Annotated in this window: 17 protein-coding genes; 11 read left to right on the top strand and 6 right to left on the bottom strand. The window is 52.4% G+C overall.

What is annotated here, in order from left to right; translation table 11 throughout:
• Nucleotides 1–2: 2 nt before the first annotated feature.
• The 10 genes from ribF (at nucleotide 3) to caiF (ending at nucleotide 13,273) form a co-directional block, all read left to right on the top strand.
• Nucleotides 3–944 (top strand): bifunctional riboflavin kinase/FAD synthetase, encoded by a 942-nt coding sequence (gene ribF / locus FC814_RS03995; protein ID WP_137325553.1) that lies wholly within the window; start codon nucleotides 3–5, stop codon nucleotides 942–944.
• Nucleotides 945–986: 42 nt separating this feature from the next.
• Nucleotides 987–3,803, top strand: coding sequence for an isoleucine--tRNA ligase (ileS, locus tag FC814_RS03990; RefSeq protein WP_085460300.1), 2,817 nt, complete (start codon nucleotides 987–989; stop codon nucleotides 3,801–3,803).
• Nucleotides 3,803–4,297, top strand: a complete 495-nt coding sequence (gene lspA / locus FC814_RS03985; RefSeq protein WP_000083378.1) for a signal peptidase II — start codon at nucleotides 3,803–3,805, stop codon at nucleotides 4,295–4,297. The genes ileS and lspA overlap by 1 nt, the downstream gene beginning before the upstream one ends.
• A gap of 106 nt (nucleotides 4,298–4,403) precedes the next feature.
• The gene (fkpB, locus tag FC814_RS03980) at nucleotides 4,404–4,853 is read left to right on the top strand and encodes an FKBP-type peptidyl-prolyl cis-trans isomerase (protein WP_000004661.1); all 450 of its coding nucleotides are present in this window, start codon (nucleotides 4,404–4,406) and stop codon (nucleotides 4,851–4,853) included.
• 1 nt (nucleotide 4,854) lies between these two features.
• Nucleotides 4,855–5,805 carry a 4-hydroxy-3-methylbut-2-enyl diphosphate reductase gene (gene ispH / locus FC814_RS03975; RefSeq protein ID WP_001166392.1) on the top strand — a complete coding sequence of 317 codons (951 nt, stop codon included), beginning with the start codon at nucleotides 4,855–4,857 and terminating at the stop codon, nucleotides 5,803–5,805.
• Nucleotides 5,806–5,870: 65 nt separating this feature from the next.
• Nucleotides 5,871–6,785, top strand: coding sequence for a ribonucleoside hydrolase RihC (gene rihC / locus FC814_RS03970; RefSeq protein WP_137325552.1), 915 nt, complete (start codon nucleotides 5,871–5,873; stop codon nucleotides 6,783–6,785).
• Between the two features lie 166 nt (nucleotides 6,786–6,951).
• A complete protein-coding gene (dapB, locus tag FC814_RS03965) occupies nucleotides 6,952–7,773 on the top strand; it encodes a 4-hydroxy-tetrahydrodipicolinate reductase (protein ID WP_137325551.1) in 822 nt (273 codons plus the stop codon).
• Nucleotides 7,774–8,229: 456 nt separating this feature from the next.
• Nucleotides 8,230–9,378: a glutamine-hydrolyzing carbamoyl-phosphate synthase small subunit gene (gene carA, locus FC814_RS03960; RefSeq protein WP_085460302.1), complete on the top strand. Its 1,149-nt coding sequence runs from the start codon at nucleotides 8,230–8,232 to the stop codon at nucleotides 9,376–9,378.
• A gap of 17 nt (nucleotides 9,379–9,395) precedes the next feature.
• On the top strand, nucleotides 9,396–12,617 hold the full coding sequence (gene carB, locus FC814_RS03955; RefSeq protein ID WP_001126394.1) for a carbamoyl-phosphate synthase large subunit: 3,222 nt from the start codon (nucleotides 9,396–9,398) through the stop codon (nucleotides 12,615–12,617).
• Between the two features lie 260 nt (nucleotides 12,618–12,877).
• Nucleotides 12,878–13,273 carry a carnitine metabolism transcriptional regulator CaiF gene (caiF, locus tag FC814_RS03950; RefSeq protein ID WP_000333116.1) on the top strand — a complete coding sequence of 132 codons (396 nt, stop codon included), beginning with the start codon at nucleotides 12,878–12,880 and terminating at the stop codon, nucleotides 13,271–13,273.
• A 118-nt stretch (nucleotides 13,274–13,391) separates the two neighbouring features.
• Here caiF and caiE read toward each other — a convergent pair whose 3' ends face one another.
• The 6 genes from caiE to caiT all read right to left on the bottom strand — a co-directional run bounded on the left by caiE (nucleotide 13,392) and on the right by caiT (nucleotide 20,531).
• Complete coding sequence (gene caiE, locus FC814_RS03945; RefSeq protein ID WP_085460304.1) at nucleotides 13,392–13,982, bottom strand: carnitine operon protein CaiE; 591 nt, start codon at nucleotides 13,980–13,982, stop codon at nucleotides 13,392–13,394.
• 5 nt (nucleotides 13,983–13,987) lie between these two features.
• A complete protein-coding gene (gene caiD / locus FC814_RS03940) occupies nucleotides 13,988–14,773 on the bottom strand; it encodes a crotonobetainyl-CoA hydratase (RefSeq protein WP_000004395.1) in 786 nt (261 codons plus the stop codon).
• A 108-nt stretch (nucleotides 14,774–14,881) separates the two neighbouring features.
• Nucleotides 14,882–16,435, bottom strand: coding sequence for a crotonobetaine/carnitine-CoA ligase (gene caiC / locus FC814_RS03935; protein WP_137325558.1), 1,554 nt, complete (start codon nucleotides 16,433–16,435; stop codon nucleotides 14,882–14,884).
• Nucleotides 16,436–16,507: 72 nt separating this feature from the next.
• Nucleotides 16,508–17,725 carry an L-carnitine CoA-transferase gene (gene caiB / locus FC814_RS03930; protein ID WP_137325550.1) on the bottom strand — a complete coding sequence of 406 codons (1,218 nt, stop codon included), beginning with the start codon at nucleotides 17,723–17,725 and terminating at the stop codon, nucleotides 16,508–16,510.
• Nucleotides 17,726–17,842: 117 nt separating this feature from the next.
• Nucleotides 17,843–18,985 (bottom strand): crotonobetainyl-CoA dehydrogenase, encoded by a 1,143-nt coding sequence (gene caiA / locus FC814_RS03925; protein ID WP_137325549.1) that lies wholly within the window; start codon nucleotides 18,983–18,985, stop codon nucleotides 17,843–17,845.
• Between the two features lie 31 nt (nucleotides 18,986–19,016).
• Nucleotides 19,017–20,531: an L-carnitine/gamma-butyrobetaine antiporter gene (caiT, locus tag FC814_RS03920; RefSeq protein ID WP_137325548.1), complete on the bottom strand. Its 1,515-nt coding sequence runs from the start codon at nucleotides 20,529–20,531 to the stop codon at nucleotides 19,017–19,019.
• A gap of 472 nt (nucleotides 20,532–21,003) precedes the next feature.
• Here caiT and FC814_RS03915 point away from each other — a divergent pair, with 472 nt between their 5' ends.
• On the top strand, nucleotides 21,004–21,774 hold the full coding sequence (locus FC814_RS03915) for an electron transfer flavoprotein FixA (protein WP_137325547.1): 771 nt from the start codon (nucleotides 21,004–21,006) through the stop codon (nucleotides 21,772–21,774).
• Nucleotides 21,775–21,776: the final 2 nt, after the last annotated feature.

Here is a 21,776-nt window from a genome sequence, read left to right as displayed (position 1 = left end):
ACATGAAGCTGATACGCGGCATACATAATCTCAGCCAGGCCCCGCAAGAAGGGTGTGTGCTGACTATTGGTAATTTCGACGGCGTGCATCGTGGTCATCGCGCGCTGTTGCAAGGGTTGCAGGAAGAAGGGCGCAAGCGCAACTTACCGGTGATGGTGATGATTTTTGAGCCTCAACCGCTGGAACTGTTTGCTACCGACAAAGCCCCGGCACGTCTGACCCGACTGCGGGAAAAACTGCGTTACCTTGCAGAGTGTGGCGTTGATTACGTGCTGTGCGTGCGTTTCGACAGACGTTTCGCGGCGTTAACCGCGCAAAATTTCATCAGCGATCTTCTGGTGAAGCATTTGCGGGTAAAATTTCTGGCTGTTGGTGATGATTTCCGCTTTGGCGCTGGTCGTGAAGGTGATTTCTTGTTATTACAGAAAGCTGGCATGGAATACGGCTTCGATATCACCAGTACGCAAACTTTTTGCGAAGGTGGCGTGCGTATCAGCAGCACCGCCGTGCGTCAGGCGCTGGCGGATGACAATCTGGCTCTGGCGGAAAGTTTACTGGGGCACCCGTTTGCCATTTCCGGGCGTGTAGTCCACGGTGATGAGTTAGGGCGCACTATTGGTTTCCCGACGGCGAATGTATCGCTACGCCGTCAGGTTTCCCCGGTGAAAGGGGTTTATGCGGTAGAAGTGCTGGGCCTCGGTGAAAAGCCGTTACCCGGCGTGGCAAACATCGGAACACGCCCTACGGTTGCCGGTATTCGCCAGCAGCTGGAAGTGCATTTGTTAGATGTTGCAATGGACCTATACGGTCGCCATATACAAGTAGTGTTGCGTAAAAAAATACGCAGTGAGCAGCGATTTGCGTCGCTGGACGAACTGAAAGCGCAGATTGCGCGTGATGAATTAACCGCCCGCGAATTTTTTGGGCTAACAAAACCGGCTTAAGCCTGTTATGTAATCAAACCGAAATACGGAACCGAGAATCTGATGAGTGACTATAAATCAACCCTGAATTTGCCGGAAACAGGGTTCCCGATGCGTGGCGATCTCGCCAAGCGCGAACCGGGAATGCTGGCGCGTTGGACTGATGATGATCTGTACGGCATCATCCGTGCGGCTAAAAAAGGCAAAAAAACCTTCATTCTGCATGATGGCCCTCCATATGCGAATGGCAGCATTCATATTGGTCACTCGGTTAACAAGATTCTGAAAGACATAATCATCAAGTCCAAAGGGCTTTCCGGTTATGACTCGCCGTATGTGCCAGGCTGGGACTGCCACGGTCTGCCGATCGAACTGAAAGTAGAGCAAGAATACGGTAAACCGGGTGAGAAATTCACCGCCGCCGAGTTCCGCGCCAAGTGCCGCGAATACGCTGCGACCCAGGTTGATGGTCAGCGCAAAGACTTTATCCGTCTGGGCGTGCTGGGCGACTGGTCGCACCCGTACCTGACCATGGACTTCAAAACTGAAGCCAATATCATCCGCGCGCTGGGTAAAATCATCGGCAACGGTCACCTGCACAAAGGTGCGAAGCCGGTACACTGGTGCGTTGACTGCCGTTCTGCGCTGGCAGAAGCGGAAGTTGAGTATTACGACAAAACCTCTCCGTCCATCGACGTTGCTTTCCAGGCAGTCGATCAGGATGCGCTGAAAGCGAAATTTGGCGTCAGCAACGTTAACGGCTCAATTTCGCTGGTGATCTGGACCACTACGCCGTGGACTCTGCCTGCGAACCGCGCAATCTCCATTGCACCTGATTTCGACTATGCGCTGGTGCAGATCGACGGTCAGGCCGTGATTCTGGCGAAAGATCTGGTTGAAAGCGTAATGCAACGTATCGGCGTGACCGATTACACCATTCTCGGCACGGTGAAAGGTGCAGAGCTTGAGCTGCTGCGCTTTACTCATCCGTTTATGGGCTTCGACGTTCCCGCAATCCTCGGCGATCACGTTACCCTGGATGCCGGTACTGGTGCTGTTCACACCGCGCCTGGCCACGGCCCGGACGACTATGTGATTGGTCAGAAATACGGCCTGGAAACCGCTAACCCGGTTGGTCCGGACGGCACTTATCTGCCGGGTACTTACCCGACGCTGGATGGTGTGAACGTCTTCAAAGCGAACGACATCGTCGTTGCGCTGTTGCAGGAAAAAGGCGCGCTGCTGCATGTTGAGAAAATGCAGCATAGCTATCCGTGCTGCTGGCGTCACAAAACGCCGATCATCTTCCGCGCGACGCCGCAGTGGTTCGTCAGCATGGATCAGAAAGGTCTGCGTGCGCAGTCACTGAAAGAGATCAAAGGCGTGCAGTGGATCCCGGACTGGGGTCAGGCGCGTATCGAGTCGATGGTCGCTAACCGTCCTGACTGGTGTATCTCCCGTCAGCGTACCTGGGGCGTACCGATGTCACTGTTCGTGCACAAAGACACTGAAGAGCTGCATCCGCGTACTCTCGAACTGATGGAAGAAGTGGCAAAACGCGTTGAAGTTGATGGCATTCAGGCGTGGTGGGATCTTGATGCGAAAGAGATCCTCGGCGACGAAGCTGACCAGTACGTGAAAGTGCCTGATACGCTGGATGTGTGGTTTGACTCTGGATCTACCCACTCTTCCGTTGTTGACGTGCGTCCGGAATTTGCCGGCCACGCTGCGGACATGTATCTGGAAGGTTCTGACCAACACCGTGGTTGGTTCATGTCTTCCCTGATGATCTCCACTGCGATGAAAGGCAAAGCGCCGTATCGTCAGGTACTGACTCACGGCTTTACCGTGGATGGTCAGGGTCGCAAGATGTCTAAATCCATCGGCAACACCGTTTCGCCGCAGGATGTGATGAACAAACTTGGCGCGGATATTCTGCGTCTGTGGGTGGCATCAACCGACTATACCGGCGAAATGGCTGTTTCTGACGAGATCCTGAAACGTGCTGCTGACAGCTATCGTCGTATCCGTAACACCGCGCGCTTCCTGCTGGCAAACCTCAATGGTTTCGATCCAGCAAAAGATATGGTGAAACCGGAAGAGATGGTGGTACTGGACAGATGGGCTGTGGGTTGTGCGAAAGCGGCTCAGGAAGACATCCTCAAGGCTTACGAAGCATACGATTTCCACGAAGTGGTACAGCGCCTGATGCGCTTCTGCTCCGTTGAGATGGGCTCTTTCTACCTCGATATCATCAAAGACCGTCAGTACACCGCTAAAGCGGACAGCGTGGCGCGTCGTAGCTGCCAGACTGCGCTGTATCACATTGCAGAAGCGCTGGTGCGCTGGATGGCGCCGATCCTCTCCTTCACCGCTGATGAAGTGTGGGGCTACCTGCCGGGCGAGCGTGAAAAATACGTCTTCACCGGTGAGTGGTACGAAGGCCTGTTTGGTCTGGCAGACAGCGAAGCGATGAACGATGCATTCTGGGACGAGCTGCTGAAAGTGCGTGGCGAAGTGAACAAAGTCATCGAGCAGGCTCGTGCGGATAAGAAAGTCGGCGGTTCTCTGGAAGCGGCAGTGACCCTGTACGCGGAACCCGAACTGGCGGCGAAACTGACCGCGCTGGGTGATGAATTACGATTTGTCCTGTTGACCTCTGGCGCTGCCGTTGCAGACTATAACGACGCACCTGCTGATGCGCAGCAGAGCGAAGTACTCAAAGGGCTGAAAGTCGCGTTGAGTAAAGCCGAAGGTGATAAGTGCCCACGCTGCTGGCACTACACCCAGGATGTCGGCAAGGTGGCGGAACACGCAGAAATCTGCGGCCGCTGTGTCAGCAACGTCGCCGGCGACGGTGAAAAACGTAAGTTTGCCTGATGAGTCAATCGATCTGTTCAACAGGGCTACGCTGGCTGTGGCTGGTGGTAGTCGTGCTGATTATCGATCTGGGCAGCAAATACCTGATCCTCCAGAACTTTGCTCTGGGGGATACGGTTCCGCTGTTCCCGTCGCTTAATCTGCATTATGCGCGTAACTATGGCGCGGCGTTTAGTTTCCTTGCCGATAGCGGCGGCTGGCAGCGTTGGTTTTTTGCCGGTATTGCGATTGGTATTAGTGTGATCCTGACGGTGATGATGTATCGCTCGAAGGCTACGCAAAAGCTAAACAATATCGCTTACGCGCTGATTATTGGCGGCGCACTGGGCAACCTGTTCGACCGTCTGTGGCACGGCTTTGTGGTCGATATGATCGACTTCTACGTCGGCGACTGGCATTTCGCCACCTTCAACCTCGCCGATAGCGCAATCTGTGTCGGTGCGGCATTGATTGTGCTGGAAGGTTTTTTACCTTCTAAAGCGAAAAAACAATAATAAACCCTGCCGGATGCGATGCTGACGCATCTTATCCGGCCTACCGATTGCTGCGAAATCGTAGGCCGCATCCGGCAAAAATCCTCAAATACAAGAGCAAACCTGCATGTCTGAATCTGTACAGAGCAATAGCGCCGTCCTGGTGCACTTCACGCTAAAACTCGACGATGGCACTACCGCCGAGTCTACCCGCAACAACGGTAAACCGGCGCTGTTCCGCCTGGGTGATGCTTCTCTTTCCGAAGGGCTGGAGCAACACCTGCTGGGGCTGAAAGTGGGCGATAAAACCACCTTCACGCTGGAGCCAGATGCGGCGTTTGGCGTGCCGTCACCAGACCTGATTCAGTACTTCTCCCGCCGTGAGTTTATGGATGCAGGCGAGCCAGAAATTGGCGCAATAATGCTTTTTACCGCAATGGATGGCAGTGAGATGCCTGGCGTGATCCGCGAAATTAACGGCGACTCCATTACCGTTGATTTCAACCATCCGCTGGCCGGGCAGACCGTTCATTTTGATATTGAAGTGCTGGAAATCGATCCGGCACTGGAGGCGTAACATGCAGATCCTGTTGGCCAACCCGCGTGGTTTTTGTGCCGGGGTAGACCGCGCTATCAGCATTGTTGAAAACGCGCTGGCCATTTACGGCGCACCGATATATGTCCGCCACGAAGTGGTGCATAACCGCTACGTGGTCGATAGCCTGCGCGAGCGTGGGGCTATCTTTATTGAGCAGATCAGCGAAGTGCCGGACGGTGCGATCCTGATTTTCTCTGCGCATGGCGTTTCCCAGGCGGTACGCAACGAAGCGAAAAGTCGCGATCTGACGGTATTCGACGCCACCTGCCCGCTGGTGACCAAAGTGCATATGGAAGTTGCCCGCGCTAGTCGTCGTGGTGAAGAATCTATTCTCATCGGCCACGCCGGGCACCCGGAAGTGGAAGGGACGATGGGACAGTACAGCAACCCGGAAGGGGGAATGTATCTGGTTGAATCGCCAGATGACGTATGGAAGCTGACGGTCAAAAACGAAGAGAAGCTCTCTTTTATGACCCAGACCACGCTGTCGGTGGATGACACGTCTGATGTTATCGACGCGCTGCGTAAACGCTTCCCGAAAATTGTCGGGCCGCGCAAAGATGACATTTGTTACGCCACTACCAACCGTCAGGAAGCAGTACGCGCCCTGGCAGAGCAGGCGGAAGTTGTGCTGGTGGTCGGTTCGAAAAACTCCTCCAACTCCAACCGTCTGGCGGAACTGGCACAGCGTATGGGCAAACGCGCGTTTTTAATTGACGATGCGGCAGATATCCAGGAAGAGTGGGTGAAAGAAGCGAAATGCGTCGGTGTGACTGCGGGCGCATCAGCTCCGGATATTCTGGTACAGAACGTCGTCGCACGTTTACAGCAGCTTGGCGGTGGTGAAGCCATTTCGCTTGAAGGCCGTGAAGAAAACATTGTTTTCGAAGTGCCGAAAGAGCTGCGTGTCGATATTCGTGAAGTTGATTAAGTCATTAGCAGCCTAAGTTATGCGAAAATGCCGGTCTTATTACCGGCATTTTTTATGGAGAAAACATGCGCTTGCCGATTTTTTTGGATACTGACCCTGGTATCGACGATGCCGCAGCGATTGCTGCCGCGATCTTTGCCCCACAACTCGATCTCCAACTGATGACGACTGTCGGAGGCAATGTATCGGTGCAGAAAACTACCCGAAATGCGCTGCAATTGCTGCATTTCTGGGATGCGGATATCCCACTCGCCCAGGGGGCGGCAACACCGTTGGTACGCGCACCGCGTGATGCGTCTTATGTTCATGGCGAATCCGGCATGGAAGGTTATGACTTCGTTGAGCACAATCGAAAACCACTGGAGAAACCGGCGTTTCTGGCGATTCGTGATGCGCTAATGTGCGCGTCTGAACCCGTTACCCTGGTGGCGATCGGGCCGTTGACGAATATCGCGCTATTACTTTCGCAGTGCCCGGAATGCAAACCGCATATTCGTCGTCTGGTGATCATGGGCGGTTCTGCCGGTCGTGGCAATTTCACGCCGAATGCCGAGTTTAATATTGCGATTGATCCTGAAGCGGCGGCCCAGGTCTTCCAGAGCGGACTGGAGATTGTGATGTGTGGCCTGGACGTCACCAATCAGGCGATGCTCACTCCCGAATATCTCACCACACTACCGGAATTGAATCGTACCGGAAAAATGCTTCATGCACTGTTTAGTCACTACCGCAGCGGCAGTATGCAAAGTGGCCTGCGAATGCACGATCTCTGTGCCATTGCCTGGCTGGTTCGCCCGGACTTGTTCACTCTCAAGCCGTGTTTTGTGGCGGTAGAAACACAAGGTGAATTTACTGCGGGTACGACAGTCGTCGATATTGACGGTCGGCTGGATAAACCGGCAAATGTTCAGGTTGCGCTGGATCTGGACGTGAAAGGTTTCCAGCAGTGGGTGGCGGAGGTGCTGGCGCTGGCGCCGTAACCTGTCACATGTTATCGGCATGTAGTCATTCACTGACTCATGCCTTTCACTGATATCCCTCCCTGTTTATCATTAATTTCTAATTATCAGCGTTTTTGGCTGGCGGCGTAGCGATGCGCTGGTTACTCTGAAAACGGTCTATACAAATTAACAAAAGAGAATAGCTATGCATGATGCAAACATCCGCGTTGCCATCGCGGGAGCCAGGGGGCGTATGGGCCGCCAGTTGATTCAGGCGGCGCTGGCATTAGAGGGCGTGCAGCTTGGCGCGGCGCTGGAACGCGAAGGATCTTCTTTACTGGGCAGCGATGCTGGCGAACTGGCTGGAGCAGGAAAAACCGGCGTTATCGTACAAAGCAGCCTTGATGTTGTAAAAGATGATTTTGATGTGTTTATCGATTTTACCCGTCCGGAAGGTACGCTGAACCATCTCGCTTTTTGCCGCCAACATGGCAAAGGGATGGTGATTGGCACCACGGGTTTTGATGACGCAGGTAAACAGGCGATTGGTGAAGCTGCTAAAGATATTGCGATTGTCTTTGCCGCCAACTTTAGCGTCGGTGTCAACGTCATGCTTAAGTTGCTGGAGAAAGCGGCTCAGGTCATGGGTGACTACACTGATATCGAAATTATCGAAGCGCATCATCGACATAAAGTCGATGCGCCGTCAGGTACTGCGCTGGCGATGGGGGAGGCGATTGCCCATGCGTTGGATAAAGATCTGAAAGATTGTGCCGTTTACAGCCGCGAAGGGCATACCGGTGAACGCGTTCCCGGAACGATAGGTTTTGCCACCGTCCGTGCCGGAGACATCGTGGGTGAACATACCGCCATGTTTGCCGATATCGGCGAACGTCTGGAGATCACTCATAAGGCTTCCAGCCGCATGACATTTGCTAACGGCGCAGTAAGATCGGCATTGTGGCTGAGTGGCAAGGAAAGTGGTCTTTTTGATATGAGAGATGTGCTTAATCTCAATAAATTATAACCACAAAACATTTGTAATGACGCAAAAATAACACATTTAATTTATTGATTGTAAAGGGCTTTAATTTTAAGCCCTTTTATTTTTGGTGTTATGTTTTTGAATTTTATTCAAGTGCTAAAAATTACATGTTTTGTCTTCTGCTTTTGTTGTTTTAATGTAAATTTTGACCATCTGGTCCACTTTTTTTCTTCGTGTTCTTTGTTTACACATTCTTCTCGCTGCGCAAGCGTTTTCCAGACCTTGTTAGATTGTGTTTTTGTCGGTTAGTGCCTGTAAAACAGGTGTGAGGCATAAAATTATATAATAAATCCCGCTATTGAGTTGACTTTTAGCGCCCATATCTCCAGAATGCCGCCGTTTGCCAGAAATTCGTCGGTAAGCAGATTTGCATTGATTCATCGCATCATTGTGAATTAATATGCAAATAAAGTGAGTGAATATTCTCTGGAGGGTGTTTTGATTAAGTCAGCGCTATTGGTTCTGGAAGACGGAACCCAGTTTCACGGTCGGGCCATAGGGGCAACAGGTTCGGCGGTTGGGGAAGTCGTTTTCAATACTTCAATGACCGGTTATCAAGAAATCCTCACTGATCCTTCCTATTCTCGTCAAATCGTTACTCTTACTTATCCCCATATTGGCAATGTCGGCACTAATGACGCTGATGAAGAATCTTCTCAGGTACATGCACAAGGTCTGGTGATTCGCGACCTGCCGCTGATTGCCAGCAACTTCCGTAATACCGAAGACCTCTCTTCTTACCTGAAGCGCCATAACATCGTAGCGATTGCCGATATCGATACCCGTAAGCTGACGCGTTTACTGCGCGAGAAAGGCGCACAGAACGGCTGCATCATCGCGGGCGACAACCCGGATGCGGCGCTGGCATTAGAAAAAGCCCGCGCGTTCCCTGGCCTCAATGGTATGGATCTGGCAAAAGAAGTGACTACCGCAGAGGCCTATAGCTGGACACAAGGGAGTTGGAGGCTGACCGGCGGCCTGCCAGAAGCGAAAAAAGAAGACGAGCTGCCGTTCCACGTCGTGGCTTATGATTTCGGTGCCAAGCGCAACATCTTGCGGATGCTGGTGGACAGAGGCTGTCGCCTGACCATCGTTCCGGCACAAACCTCTGCGGAAGACGTGTTGAAAATGAATCCGGACGGTATCTTCCTCTCCAACGGCCCTGGCGATCCGGCACCGTGCGATTACGCCATTACCGCCATCCAGAAATTCCTCGAAACCGACATCCCGGTATTTGGTATCTGCCTCGGTCATCAGCTGCTGGCGCTGGCAAGTGGGGCGAAGACCATCAAAATGAAATTTGGTCACCACGGCGGCAACCATCCGGTGAAAGATATTGAGAAAAACGTGGTGATGATCACCGCCCAGAACCACGGTTTTGCGGTGGACGAAGCAACATTACCTGCAAACCTGCGTGTTACACATAAATCCCTGTTCGACGGTACGTTACAAGGGATTCATCGCACCGATAAACCGGCGTTCAGCTTCCAGGGGCACCCTGAAGCCAGCCCTGGTCCACACGACGCAGCGCCGTTGTTCGACCACTTTATCGAGTTAATTGAGCAGTACCGTAAAACCGCTAAGTAATCAGGAGTAAAAGAGCCATGCCAAAACGTACAGATATAAAAAGTATCCTGATTCTGGGTGCGGGCCCGATTGTTATCGGTCAGGCGTGTGAGTTTGACTACTCTGGCGCGCAAGCATGTAAAGCCCTTCGCGAAGAGGGTTACCGCGTCATTCTGGTGAACTCCAACCCGGCGACCATCATGACCGACCCGGAAATGGCTGATGCGACCTACATCGAGCCGATTCACTGGGAAGTGGTACGTAAGATTATTGAAAAAGAGCGTCCGGATGCGGTGCTGCCAACGATGGGCGGTCAGACGGCGCTGAACTGTGCGCTTGAGCTTGAGCGTCAGGGCGTGCTGGAAGAGTTCGGTGTGACTATGATTGGTGCTACCGCCGACGCGATTGATAAAGCAGAAGACCGCCGCCGTTTCGACGTGGCGATGAAGAAAATCGGCCTCGAAACCGCGCGTTCTGGTATCGCACATACTATGGAAGAGGCGCTGGCGGTTGCCGCTGAAGTTGGCTTCCCGTGCATCATTCGACCTAGCTTTACTATGGGCGGTAGTGGTGGCGGTATCGCCTATAACCGCGAAGAGTTTGAAGAAATTTGCGCCCGTGGTCTGGATCTCTCCCCGACCAAAGAGTTGCTGATTGATGAGTCGCTGATCGGCTGGAAAGAGTACGAGATGGAAGTGGTGCGTGATAAAAACGACAACTGCATCATCGTCTGCTCTATCGAAAACTTCGATGCGATGGGCATCCACACCGGTGACTCCATCACCGTGGCGCCAGCCCAGACGCTGACCGACAAAGAATATCAAATCATGCGTAACGCCTCGATGGCGGTACTGCGTGAAATTGGCGTTGAAACCGGCGGTTCCAACGTTCAGTTTGCGGTTAACCCGAAAAACGGTCGCCTGATTGTTATCGAAATGAACCCGCGTGTGTCGCGTTCTTCGGCGCTGGCATCGAAAGCCACCGGCTTCCCGATTGCCAAAGTGGCGGCGAAACTGGCGGTGGGTTACACCCTTGACGAGCTGATGAACGACATCACCGGCGGGCGTACTCCGGCCTCCTTCGAACCGTCCATCGACTACGTGGTCACTAAAATTCCTCGCTTCAACTTCGAGAAATTCGCCGGTGCGAACGACCGTCTGACCACTCAGATGAAATCGGTTGGCGAAGTGATGGCGATTGGTCGCACGCAGCAGGAGTCCTTGCAAAAAGCCCTGCGCGGCCTGGAAGTGGGTGCGACCGGCTTCGACCCGAAAGTGAGCCTCGACGACCCGGAAGCCCTGACCAAAATCCGCCGCGAACTGAAAGATGCTGGCGCAGAGCGTATCTGGTACATCGCCGATGCCTTCCGTGCGGGCTTGTCTGTAGACGGCGTTTTCAACCTGACCAACATTGATCGCTGGTTCCTGGTGCAAATTGAAGAGCTGGTGCGTCTGGAAGAGAAAGTGGCAGAAGTGGGCATCACTGGCCTGAACGCTGACTTCCTGCGCCAGCTAAAACGCAAAGGCTTTGCTGATGCGCGTCTGGCAAAACTGGCGGGCGTGCGTGAAGCGGAAATCCGCAAGCTGCGCGACCAGTATGATTTGCATCCGGTCTACAAACGTGTGGATACCTGTGCGGCAGAGTTTGCTACCGACACCGCTTACATGTACTCCACTTATGAAGAAGAGTGCGAAGCGAATCCGTCTACTGATCGTGAAAAAATCATGGTGCTCGGCGGCGGCCCGAACCGTATCGGTCAGGGGATCGAATTCGACTACTGCTGCGTACACGCCTCGCTGGCGCTGCGCGAAGACGGTTACGAAACCATTATGGTTAACTGTAACCCGGAAACTGTCTCTACCGACTACGACACGTCCGACCGTCTCTACTTTGAGCCGGTAACCCTGGAAGATGTGCTGGAAATCGTGCGTATTGAGAAGCCGAAAGGCGTTATCGTCCAGTACGGCGGTCAGACCCCGCTGAAACTGGCACGTGCGCTGGAAGCCGCTGGCGTACCGGTTATCGGCACCAGCCCGGATGCTATCGACCGCGCGGAAGACCGTGAACGCTTCCAGCACGCGGTTGACCGTCTGAAACTGAAACAACCGGCGAACGCTACCGTTACCGCTATTGAAATGGCGGTTGAGAAGGCGAAAGAGATTGGCTACCCGCTGGTGGTGCGCCCATCTTACGTTCTCGGCGGTCGGGCGATGGAAATCGTCTACGATGAAGCCGACCTGCGCCGTTACTTCCAGACGGCGGTGAGTGTCTCTAACGATGCGCCGGTGCTGCTGGATCATTTCCTTGATGACGCGGTAGAAGTTGATGTGGACGCCATCTGCGACGGCGAAATGGTGCTGATTGGCGGCATCATGGAGCACATCGAGCAGGCAGGTGTGCACTCCGGCGACTCCGCGTGTTCTCTGCCTGCGTACACACTGAGCCAGGAAATTCAGGATGTGATGCGCCAGCAGGTGCAGAAACTGGCCTTCGAATTGCAGGTGCGCGGTCTGATGAACGTGCAGTTTGCAGTGAAAAACAACGAAGTTTACCTGATTGAAGTTAACCCGCGTGCGGCGCGTACCGTTCCGTTCGTCTCCAAAGCCACCGGTGTACCGCTGGCAAAAGTGGCGGCGCGCGTGATGGCTGGCAAATCGCTGGCTGAGCAGGGCGTAACTAAAGAAGTTATCCCGCCGTACTACTCGGTGAAAGAAGTGGTGCTGCCGTTCAACAAATTCCCCGGCGTTGACCCGCTGTTAGGGCCAGAAATGCGCTCCACCGGGGAAGTGATGGGCGTCGGTCGCACCTTCGCTGAAGCGTTTGCTAAAGCGCAACTGGGTAGTAACTCCACCATGAAGAAACACGGTCGTGCGCTGCTCTCCGTGCGTGAAGGCGACAAAGAACGCGTGGTTGATCTGGCGGCAAAACTGCTGAAACAGGGCTTCGAGCTGGATGCGACCCACGGCACGGCGATTGTGCTGGGGGAAGCGGGTATTAATCCGCGTCTGGTGAACAAGGTGCATGAAGGTCGTCCGCACATTCAGGATCGTATCAAGAATGGCGAATATACCTACATCATCAACACCACGTCAGGTCGTCGCGCGATTGAAGACTCCCGCGTGATTCGTCGCAGCGCGCTGCAATATAAAGTACATTACGACACCACCCTGAACGGCGGTTTTGCTACTGCGATGGCACTGAATGCCGATGCGACCGAAAAAGTTATTTCGGTACAGGAAATGCACGCGCAGATCAAATAATAGCGTGTCATGGCAGATATTTTTTATCCGCCAATTTGATCGAATAACTAATACGGTTCTCTGATGAGAACCGTTTTTTTTACCAGTAAGGATAATCTTTCCGGGAAACTCTATTTTTGATGATGTAAGCAGGATTTAGCTCACACTTATTGACAGGGAAGTTGCATACTATCGATATATCCACAATTTTAATATGGCCTTGTTTGATTGCTTCAAAACGAGTCATAGCCAGACTTTTAATTTGTGAAACTGGAGTTCGTATGTGTGAAGGATATGTTGAAAAACCACTCTATTTGTTAATCGCCGAATGGATGATGGCTGAAAATCGCTGGGTGATAGCAAGAGAGATCTCTATTCATTTCGATATTGAACACAGCAAGGCGATTAATACCCTAACTTATATTCTGTCGGAAGTCGCAGAAATAAGCTGCGAAGTTAAGATGATCCCTAATAAGCTGGAAGGGCGGGGATGTCAGTGCCAGCGACTGGTTAAAGTGGTCGATATTGATGAGCAAATTTACGCGCGCCTGCGCAATAACAGCCGGGAAAAATTAGTCGGCGTAAGAAAGACGCCGCGTATTCCTGCCGTCCCGCTCACAGAACTTAACCGTGAGCAGAAGTGGCAGATGATGTTGTCGAAGAGTATGCGTCGTTAATTTAATTTCGTTGATACCGTGCGGCCTGGTTGCCGGATGCGATGCTGGCGCATCTTATCCGGCCTACGGTTGCGCTCCTGGTTGGTCGGATAAGGCGTTTACGCCGCATCCGATGATGTTACCGCTTTGGCGTCACATCCGTCGTCCCCTGCAAACGGGGACGATTTTCCTCCATTTGCCTCAACGGTTGCGTTTCATGTAACGCTGCATGGCAGCGCCCGACAAGATCCTGATACTCTTTGGTATTCAATTGCTTCCAGTGCAACTCGTCATCGCTGACGCTGCGCACGGCACGGGCTGGCGTGCCCATCAACAACTGGCGTTTCTCGCCGCGAAAGCCTGCTTTGACAAAGCTCATGGCGGCAACAATGCTCTCTTCACCAATGACCGCGCCATCCATAATCACGCTGTTCATCCCGACCAATGCATCACGACCGATCACACAGCCATGCAGGATCGCGCCATGACCGATATGACCGTTTTCCCCGACAATGGTGTCAGTATCGCTGTAGCCATGCATAATGCAGCCATCCTGAATATTGGCTCCCGCTTGCACAATCAGTCGTCCGTAATCACCACGCAGCGAGGCGAGGGGACCGATGTAGACACCGGCTCCCACAATTACATCGCCAATCAATACCGCACTGGGATGGACAAACGCCGTCGGGTGAACCACCGGAATTAATCCCTCAAAGGCGTAATAGCTCACGGTTATTAACGCCCTTTCCACACCGGATCGCGCTTCTCAGCAAACGCCAGCGGCCCCTCAATGGCATCTTCCGAATGCAGAACTGAGGGATAGTTTTTCAACACACCGCTGCGAATATAGCGATATGCCTCTTCAACCGGCATTTCGCTGGTGGTGCGATAGATCTCTTTCAGTGCCGCAATCGCCAGCGGGGCGCTGTTAACCAGCTGCTGCGCCAGTTCGCGGGCGTTATCCATCAGTTCGGTCTGGCTAACCACGCGGTTGACTATCCCCCAACGCAGCGCCTCTTCTGCGTCCATTCGTCTGCCGGTCATCACCATTTCATTGACGATGGCAGGTGGCAGGATCTTCGGCAGACGCAGCACGCCGCCGCTGTCCGGGACAATACCCAGTTTGGCTTCCGGCAGGGCGAAGCTGGCATTATCGGCACAAACAATAAAATCTGCCGCCAGCGCCAGTTCAAAGCCGCCGCCAAAGGCGTAGCCGTTCACGGCTGCGATAACCGGTTTATCGAGATTGAAAATTTCGGTTAACCCAGCAAATCCGCCTGGCCCGAAATCAGCATCCGGCGCTTCGCCTTCTGCTGCCGCTTTTAAATCCCAGCCGGCGGAAAAGAATTTCTCTCCGGCTCCGGTAATAATAGCGACGCGCAATTGCGGATCGTCACGGAAATTAAGAAATACTTCGCCCATCTCAAAGCTGGTTTTTGCATCAATAGCATTGGCTTTTGGACGATCAAGGGTAATTTCCAGAATTGATCCATTGCGGGTCAGATGTAATGATTCACTCATTCCTTTTCTCCATTTTTATTTTTTCAGGGACGACAACATCCCTGCAAAGAATGCATTTTTTTTTAGAGCGTGATTATTAGCTGGCAGGATAATTCCCTGCCATTATGTTTATTTCAGATTCTTTCTGATTATTTTCCCCGAGCAATTACGCGGCAGATCTTTTCTGATCTCCAGATAAGAAGGCACTTTAAATTTCGCCATATTTTGTTCACAGAAGCAGAAAAATTCTTCCTCGCTCAATGTTTCACCTTCATTCAGCACCACAAAGGCCTTGATAGCTTCATCGCGAATAGAATCTTTAATACCAACAACCACGATATCCTGAATTTTCGGATGGGTGGCGATGATATTTTCCAGCTCCACGCAGGAAACATTCTCGCCACCGCGTTTGATCATGTTGCAGCGACGATCGACGAAATAAAAAAAGCCCTCTTCGTCGCGGTATCCGGTATCGCCAGTATGAAGCCAGCCATCGGCTTCCAGGACTTTGGCGGTGGCTTGCGGGTTGAGAAAGTACTCTTTGAAGATGGTTTTCCCCGGTTCGCCTTTAATGCAGATTTCGCCGATCTCTCCCGCCGGGAGCGGACGATTGTGATCGTCGCGGATCTCCGCTTCGTAGCAAAATCCCGCCCGGCCAATCGACGGCCAGCGCCGTTTATCGCCAGGACGGTCGCCGATAATGCCAACGATGGTTTCCGTCATCCCATAAGACGTCAGCAAACGAACGCCGAAGCGTTCACAAAAAGCGTCTTTTTCCTGCTCCGACAGGTTGAGATAAAACATCACTTCCCGCAGGCAGTGTTGTCGGTCGTTCGCAGAAGGCGGCTGCACCATCAACGTACGAATCATCATCGGAATACATTCGGTAACGGTGACATGGTACTTCTGTACCTGTCCCCAGAAGGCGCGGGCGCTGTATTTCTCGACCAGCACAAAGGTGGCTCCGGCAGAAAACGCCGCCATCGCCGCAGTGCACTGGCAATCGATATGAAATGCAGGCATTACCGTCAGGTAGACGTCATCGTCACGCAGGGCGCACTGCCAGGCGGAGTAATATCCGGCGAAGCGCAGATTGTAATGGGTAATCACCACCCCTTTCGGTCGGGAGGTGGTGCCGGAGGTAAAGAGAATTTCCGCCGTATCGTCGGTCGATAGCGGCGGCGCATAGCACAAGGTGGCAGGTTGTTGCTCTTTCAGTTGAGTAAACGAACTGACGCCATCATCAGCGGGAAGCGCCACATCGGTCAGGCAAATGTGCCGTAGCTGCGTGGTATCTTCCTGCTGAATCTGTTGATACATGGAGTAGAATTGCGCACTGGTCACCAGCAGGCACGCCTGGCTGTTTTGCAGGATCCACGCACTTTCTTCGCGCAGCAGGCGGGCGTTAATCGGCACCATAATCGCGCCAATTTTTGCCAGCCCGAACCAGCAAAAGAGAAATTCCGGGCAGTTGTCCAGATGCAGCGCGACCTTGTCGCCTTTGCGGATCCCCAGCGTATAAAACAGGTTTGCCGTGCGGTTAATCTCCTGATTTAACACAAGATAACTGTACCGGTTAACGACTCCGCCGCTGGATTCACAAATCAGCGCCGTTTTATGACCGTAAACGTCCGCCAGATCGTCCCACATTTGACGTAGATGTTGTCCGCCAATGATATCCATTGCACCTCTATCCATTTTGTTCGTTTGTTATTGAGCGGGCGCTAGTCGGGTAACCCGACCTACGCCACGCGTTTAATCCTCAACTTTGGCCAGACCTTTGCTGATCAACTCCTGAATGTCGTTTTCGCTGTAGCCGATATTTTTCAAAATGGCAGCCGTGTCCATGCCGTGCGATGGCATTCCGCGCCAGATTTGGCCGGGGTTATTTTTGAATTTCGGCATGATGTTCGGTCCTTTGCAGGTGCGACCATCCATCGTTTGCCACTGGGTGATTGATTCGCGGGCAACGTACTGTGGATTGCTTTCCAGTTCCGGTACGGTCAGTACTTTGGCACAGGCGATATTCAGTTCGGCAAAGCGTTCTTTAACTTCTGCGATGGTGTGTGCTGCCAGCCAGGTATCGAGTTTCTCTTCAACCAGCGGGCCGTAAGGGCATTCGATACGGTGGATAAGCTGAGTGCCTTCCGGGATTTCCGGCGTACCAAGCAGATGCGCAAGACCAATATCTTTAAAGCACTCTGCGATCTGAGTAATACCCACCAGTTCCATCACAATGTAGCCGTCGGCGCATTTGTACAGACCGCAACCGGCGTAGTAGGGATCTTTACCTTTGGTCATGCGCGGGCACATTTCGCCACCGTTGAAGTAATCCATCATGAAGTACTGACCCATGCGCAGCATCACTTCATACATGGCGATGTCGATACTTTCGCCTTTACCGGTTTCGCGCACTTTGTGCAGTGCCGCCAGCGCCGCCGTGGTGGCGGTCAGGCCGGAGAAGTAATCGGCGGTATACGGGAAGGCAGGCATTGGCTGGTCAACATCACCGTTCTGAATCAGGTAACCACTGAAGGCCTGGGCGATGGTGTTATAGGCCGGAAGGTTGGTGTACTCCTCGGTGCCGTACTGACCAAAACCGGACAGGTGAGCGATAACCAGTTTCGGGTTGTGCTGCCACAGGACTTCATCAGTAATGCCACGGCGGGCAAAGGCTGGGCCTTTACTGGCTTCGATGAAGATATCGGTGGTTTCCATTAATTTCAGAAACGCTTCGCGGCCTTCATCTTTGAAGATATTTAATGACAGCGCGTGCAGGTTGCGACGAGAAAGCTGCGGGTAGTTTGGTTGAACGCGAATGGTGTCGGCCCAGGCGACGTTCTCGATCCAGATAACTTCCGCACCCCATTCTGCGAACATTTGCCCGGCGAATGGCCCGGCGATTTCGATACCGGAGAAGACAACCCGTAATCCGGCTAGCGGCCCGAATTTCGGCATGGGTAGATGATCCATATTAGCTCCTGAAAAATTTATGTAGCGCATGACTGCCGGATGCGGCGTAAACGCCTTATCCGGCCAACCGTAGGCCTGATAAGACGCGGCAAGCGTCGCATCAGGCAGCGCACGGACTTAGCGGTATTGCTTCAGCACCGCACGACCCAGCGTCAGGATCTGCATTTCGTCAGATCCCCCGGAGACGCGGTCTACACGCAGGTCACGCCAGAAGCGGCTGATGCGGTGGTTACCCGCAATCCCGACGCCGCCCAGCACCTGCATTGCGCTGTCCACCACTTCAAATGCCGCATTGGCGCAGAAGTATTTGCACATCGCAGCATCGCCAGAGGTGATGGTGCCGTTGTCTGCTTTCCACGCTGCTTCATACAGCATGTTTTTCATGGAGTTTAATTTGATCGCCATGTGGGCGAATTTTTCCTGAATCAACTGGAAACGACCAATAGCCTCGCCAAACTGCACTCGCTGATTGGCGTAGCGCGCCGCATCTTCAAAGGCGCACATCGCCGTACCGTAGTTGGTGAGGGCTACCAGGAAACGTTCGTGGTCGAACTCTTCTTTCACGCGGTTAAAGCCGTTACCTTCCCGACCGAACATGTCTTTCTCGTCCAGTTCCACATCGTCAAAGGTGATTTCACAGCAGCTATCCATACGCAGACCGAGCTTCTCAAGTTTGGTCACTTTGATGCCCGGTTTGCTCATATCAACAAACCATTCGGTGTAGACAGGTTTGTCCGGAGAAGCCCCGTCGCGCGCCATCACCACGATGTACGGGGTGTAGGCGCTGCTGGTAATAAAACACTTACTACCATTAAGATAAATCTTACCATTTCTACGGGTATAAGTCGTTTTCAGGCTACCCACGTCGGAGCCCGCGCCCGGTTCGGTAATCGCTGAGTTCCACATCTGCTTACCCGTGCCACGGAACGCCATAATCTTGTCGATCTGCTCTTGTGTGCCTTCGCGCAGGAAGGTGTTAAACCCACCCGGCAACTGGTACAGCACGTAGGTTGGCGCCCCCAGACGCCCCAGTTCCATCCACACGGTGGCGAGGGTGACGAATCCTGCGTCCAGACCACCGTGTTCTTCGGGGATCAGCAGGCTATCGATACCCATATCCGCCAGTGCTTTAACAAATCGTTCCGGGTAGACGCTGTCACGGTCGCACTCGGCAAAATAGGCTTCCCAGTTTTCACTGGCCATCAGTTCACGGATACCGGCGACAAACAGTTCCTGCTCATCATTTAAATTAAAATCCATCTTTCAACCTCTTGATTTTTTTGGGGATTAATTAATCTTTCCAGTTCTGTTTCGCGTCTTTAATAAAGGAGAGCGTCACCATAATGTTGACGAAGAACAGCGGGCATCCTCCGGCGATAATGGCGGTTTGAATCGGTTTCAGGCCGCCGAGCGCCAGCAGAACAATGCCGATAATGCCAACCAGAATTGACCAGCCGATACGCACCAGCAGCGGCGGCTCTTCGCCGTCGCGTACTTCGCGGCAGGTGGACATCGCCAGGGTATAAGAGCAGGCGTTAACCAGCGTAACGGTGGCAATAAAGCAAAGAATGAAGAAGCCCCACATGGTGGCTGTGCTGAGCGGCAGAGCGGCCCAGGTTTCGATGATGGCGCGCGCCACACCGTACTGTTCGATCAGATTTGGAATGTTGATGATGTTTTTATCCATCAACAGCAGAGTGTTACTACCGAGTACAGTCCACAGGATCCACGTTGACGCTGTCAGCCCCAGCACCATGCCGAAGCACAGTTCACGCACGGTACGACCACGGGAAATACGCGCCAGGAAGATACTCATCTGGATAGCGTAAATCACCCACCATGCCCAGTAGAAAACCGTCCAGCCCTGCGGGAAGCCGCCTTTGGCGATAGGATCGGTATAGAACAACATGCGCGGCAGATACATCAGCAACATCCCCACCGAGTCGGTGAAGTAGTTCATGATGAAGCTGGCACCACTGACGATAAACACCCAACCCAGCATTAGGAAGCTCAGGTAGCTACGCACATCACTGGCGATACGTACCCCTTTTTGCAGGCCGCAGGCGACGCAAATGGCGTTGAGGATAATCCAGCAGGTAATGATGATGGCGTCCAGTTGCAGGGTATGCGGAATGCCAAACAACCACTGCATACACTCGGTCACCAGCGGTGTGGCAAGGCCGAGACTGGTGCCCATCGCGAAGATCAAGGCGACGAGATAGAAGTTGTCGACGATAGTGCCGAACAACCCTTTGGCGTGTTTTTCACCTACCAGCGGCACCAGGGTGGAGCTGGGGCGAATCACTTCCATTTTGCGGACAAAGAAGAAGTAAGCGAAGGCGACTGAAAGGAAGCTGTAAGTGGCCCACGGCAGAGGCCCCCAGTGGAACAAGCTGTAAGCCAGCCCCAGCTCTTTCGCGCCGGTTGAGTTAGGTTCTAAGCCAAACGGCGGGGTGGAGATGTAGTAGTAGATCTCAATAGAGCCCCAGAACAGTACGGCAGCAGACATACAGGAGGCGAACATCATAAAGATCCAACTGGCGGTACTAAATTCAGGCGGTTCGTTACCTAAACGCTTTTTGGCATACGGGCCAAACACCAGCCAGAACCAGCCGAAAAGCATCACCACCATATACCATTCAAATGCCCATCCCCATACATTGGTGACGTAACTGAATACAGCATTAATAACGACATTCGCCGCATCAAGATCTCTGACTGTAAGCCAGCAAAGTATGCCAACGATTATTAACGGCGGAAAGAATACCTTCGGTTCTATTCCCGTTTTTCTCTTTTTATCTTTCATGAGTTAATTCCACTGTGAAAACGAATATTTATTTTGCGTTCCCGTTTGTTTTATTTTTGTTAACATTTAATATAATTATTATTAACCTCGTGGACGCGTTAATGGCTAACTCATAATGGGTATTCAATTGGCTGTATTCTGTGATTTGAATCACATTTTTCTATCGGGTAAAAACAAGAGCTTTTGATGTTAATATTATTTATTAATCAATTAGTTATGTTTGGTTGTGCGTAAAAAAATAGCATCTGACTTTCAATATTGGTGATCCATAAAACAATATTGAAAATTTCTTTTTGCTACGCCGTGTTTTCAATGTTGGTGAGGAACTTAACAATATTGAAAGTTGGATTTATCTGCATGTGACATTTTCAATATTGGTGATTAAAGTTTTATTTCCAAATTAAATAGCGTGATATCTGTAATTAACACCACCGATATGAACGACGTTTCCTTCATGATTTCTGGAGATGCAATGAAGATTATTACTTGCTATAAGTGCGTGCCTGATGAACAGGATATTGCGATCAATAATGCTGATGGTTCATTAGACTTCAGTAAAGCCGATGCCAAAATAAGCCAATACGATCTCAACGCTATTGAAGCGGCTTGCCAGTTAAAACAGCAGGCGGCAGAGGTGCAGGTGACGGCCTTAAGTGTGGGTGGTAAAGCCCTGACCAACGCCAAAGGGCGTAAAGATGTGTTGTCGCGCGGCCCGGATGAACTGATTGTAGTGATTGATGATCAGTTCGAGCAGGCACTGCCGCAACAAACTGCGACCGCACTGGCTGCGGCTGCCCAGAAAGCAGGCTTTGATCTGATCCTCTGCGGCGATGGTTCTTCCGACCTTTATGCCCAGCAGGTTGGTTTGCTGGTGGGCGAAATCCTCAATATTCCGGCAGTTAATGGCGTGGGCAAAATCCTCTCCCTGACGGCAGATACCCTCACCGTTGAACGCGAACTGGAAGATGAAACAGAAACCTTAAGCATTCCGCTGCCTGCGGTCGTTGCGGTTTCCACTGATATCAACGCCCCACAAATTCCTTCGATGAAAGCCATTCTCGGCGCGGCGAAAAAGCCAGTTCAGGTGTGGTCGGCGGCGGATATCGGTTTTAACGCAGAGGCAGCCTGGTCAGAACAACAGGTTGCCGCACCGAAACAGCGCGAGCGTCAGCGCATCGTGATTGAAGGCGACGGCGAAGAACAGATCGCCGCATTTGCTGAAAATCTTCGCAAAGTCATTTAATT

Origin of the sequence: Escherichia sp. MR, from assembly GCF_005280595.1 — a bacterium.
GTDB lineage: Bacteria > Pseudomonadota > Gammaproteobacteria > Enterobacterales > Enterobacteriaceae > Escherichia > Escherichia ruysiae.
This window is presented reverse-complemented; position numbering and strand designations above follow the sequence as displayed.

Bases quoted from the DNA above. Each gene is read 5' to 3' on its own strand.
- ribF (WP_137325553.1), top strand. From the start codon at position 3: ATGAAGCTGATACGCGGCATACATAATCTCAGCCAGGCCCCGCAAGAA.
- ileS (WP_085460300.1), top strand. From the start codon at position 987: ATGAGTGACTATAAATCAACCCTGAATTTGCCGGAAACAGGGTTCCCG.
- lspA (WP_000083378.1), top strand. From the start codon at position 3,803: ATGAGTCAATCGATCTGTTCAACAGGGCTACGCTGGCTGTGGCTGGTG.
- fkpB (WP_000004661.1), top strand. From the start codon at position 4,404: ATGTCTGAATCTGTACAGAGCAATAGCGCCGTCCTGGTGCACTTCACG.
- ispH (WP_001166392.1), top strand. From the start codon at position 4,855: ATGCAGATCCTGTTGGCCAACCCGCGTGGTTTTTGTGCCGGGGTAGAC.
- rihC (WP_137325552.1), top strand. From the start codon at position 5,871: ATGCGCTTGCCGATTTTTTTGGATACTGACCCTGGTATCGACGATGCC.
- dapB (WP_137325551.1), top strand. From the start codon at position 6,952: ATGCATGATGCAAACATCCGCGTTGCCATCGCGGGAGCCAGGGGGCGT.
- carB (WP_001126394.1), top strand. From the start codon at position 9,396: ATGCCAAAACGTACAGATATAAAAAGTATCCTGATTCTGGGTGCGGGC.
- caiF (WP_000333116.1), top strand. From the start codon at position 12,878: ATGTGTGAAGGATATGTTGAAAAACCACTCTATTTGTTAATCGCCGAA.
- caiD (WP_000004395.1), bottom strand. From the start codon at position 14,773: ATGAGTGAATCATTACATCTGACCCGCAATGGATCAATTCTGGAAATT.
- caiC (WP_137325558.1), bottom strand. From the start codon at position 16,435: ATGGATATCATTGGCGGACAACATCTACGTCAAATGTGGGACGATCTG.
- caiB (WP_137325550.1), bottom strand. From the start codon at position 17,725: ATGGATCATCTACCCATGCCGAAATTCGGGCCGCTAGCCGGATTACGG.
- caiA (WP_137325549.1), bottom strand. From the start codon at position 18,985: ATGGATTTTAATTTAAATGATGAGCAGGAACTGTTTGTCGCCGGTATC.
- caiT (WP_137325548.1), bottom strand. From the start codon at position 20,531: ATGAAAGATAAAAAGAGAAAAACGGGAATAGAACCGAAGGTATTCTTT.
- FC814_RS03915 (WP_137325547.1), top strand. From the start codon at position 21,004: ATGAAGATTATTACTTGCTATAAGTGCGTGCCTGATGAACAGGATATT.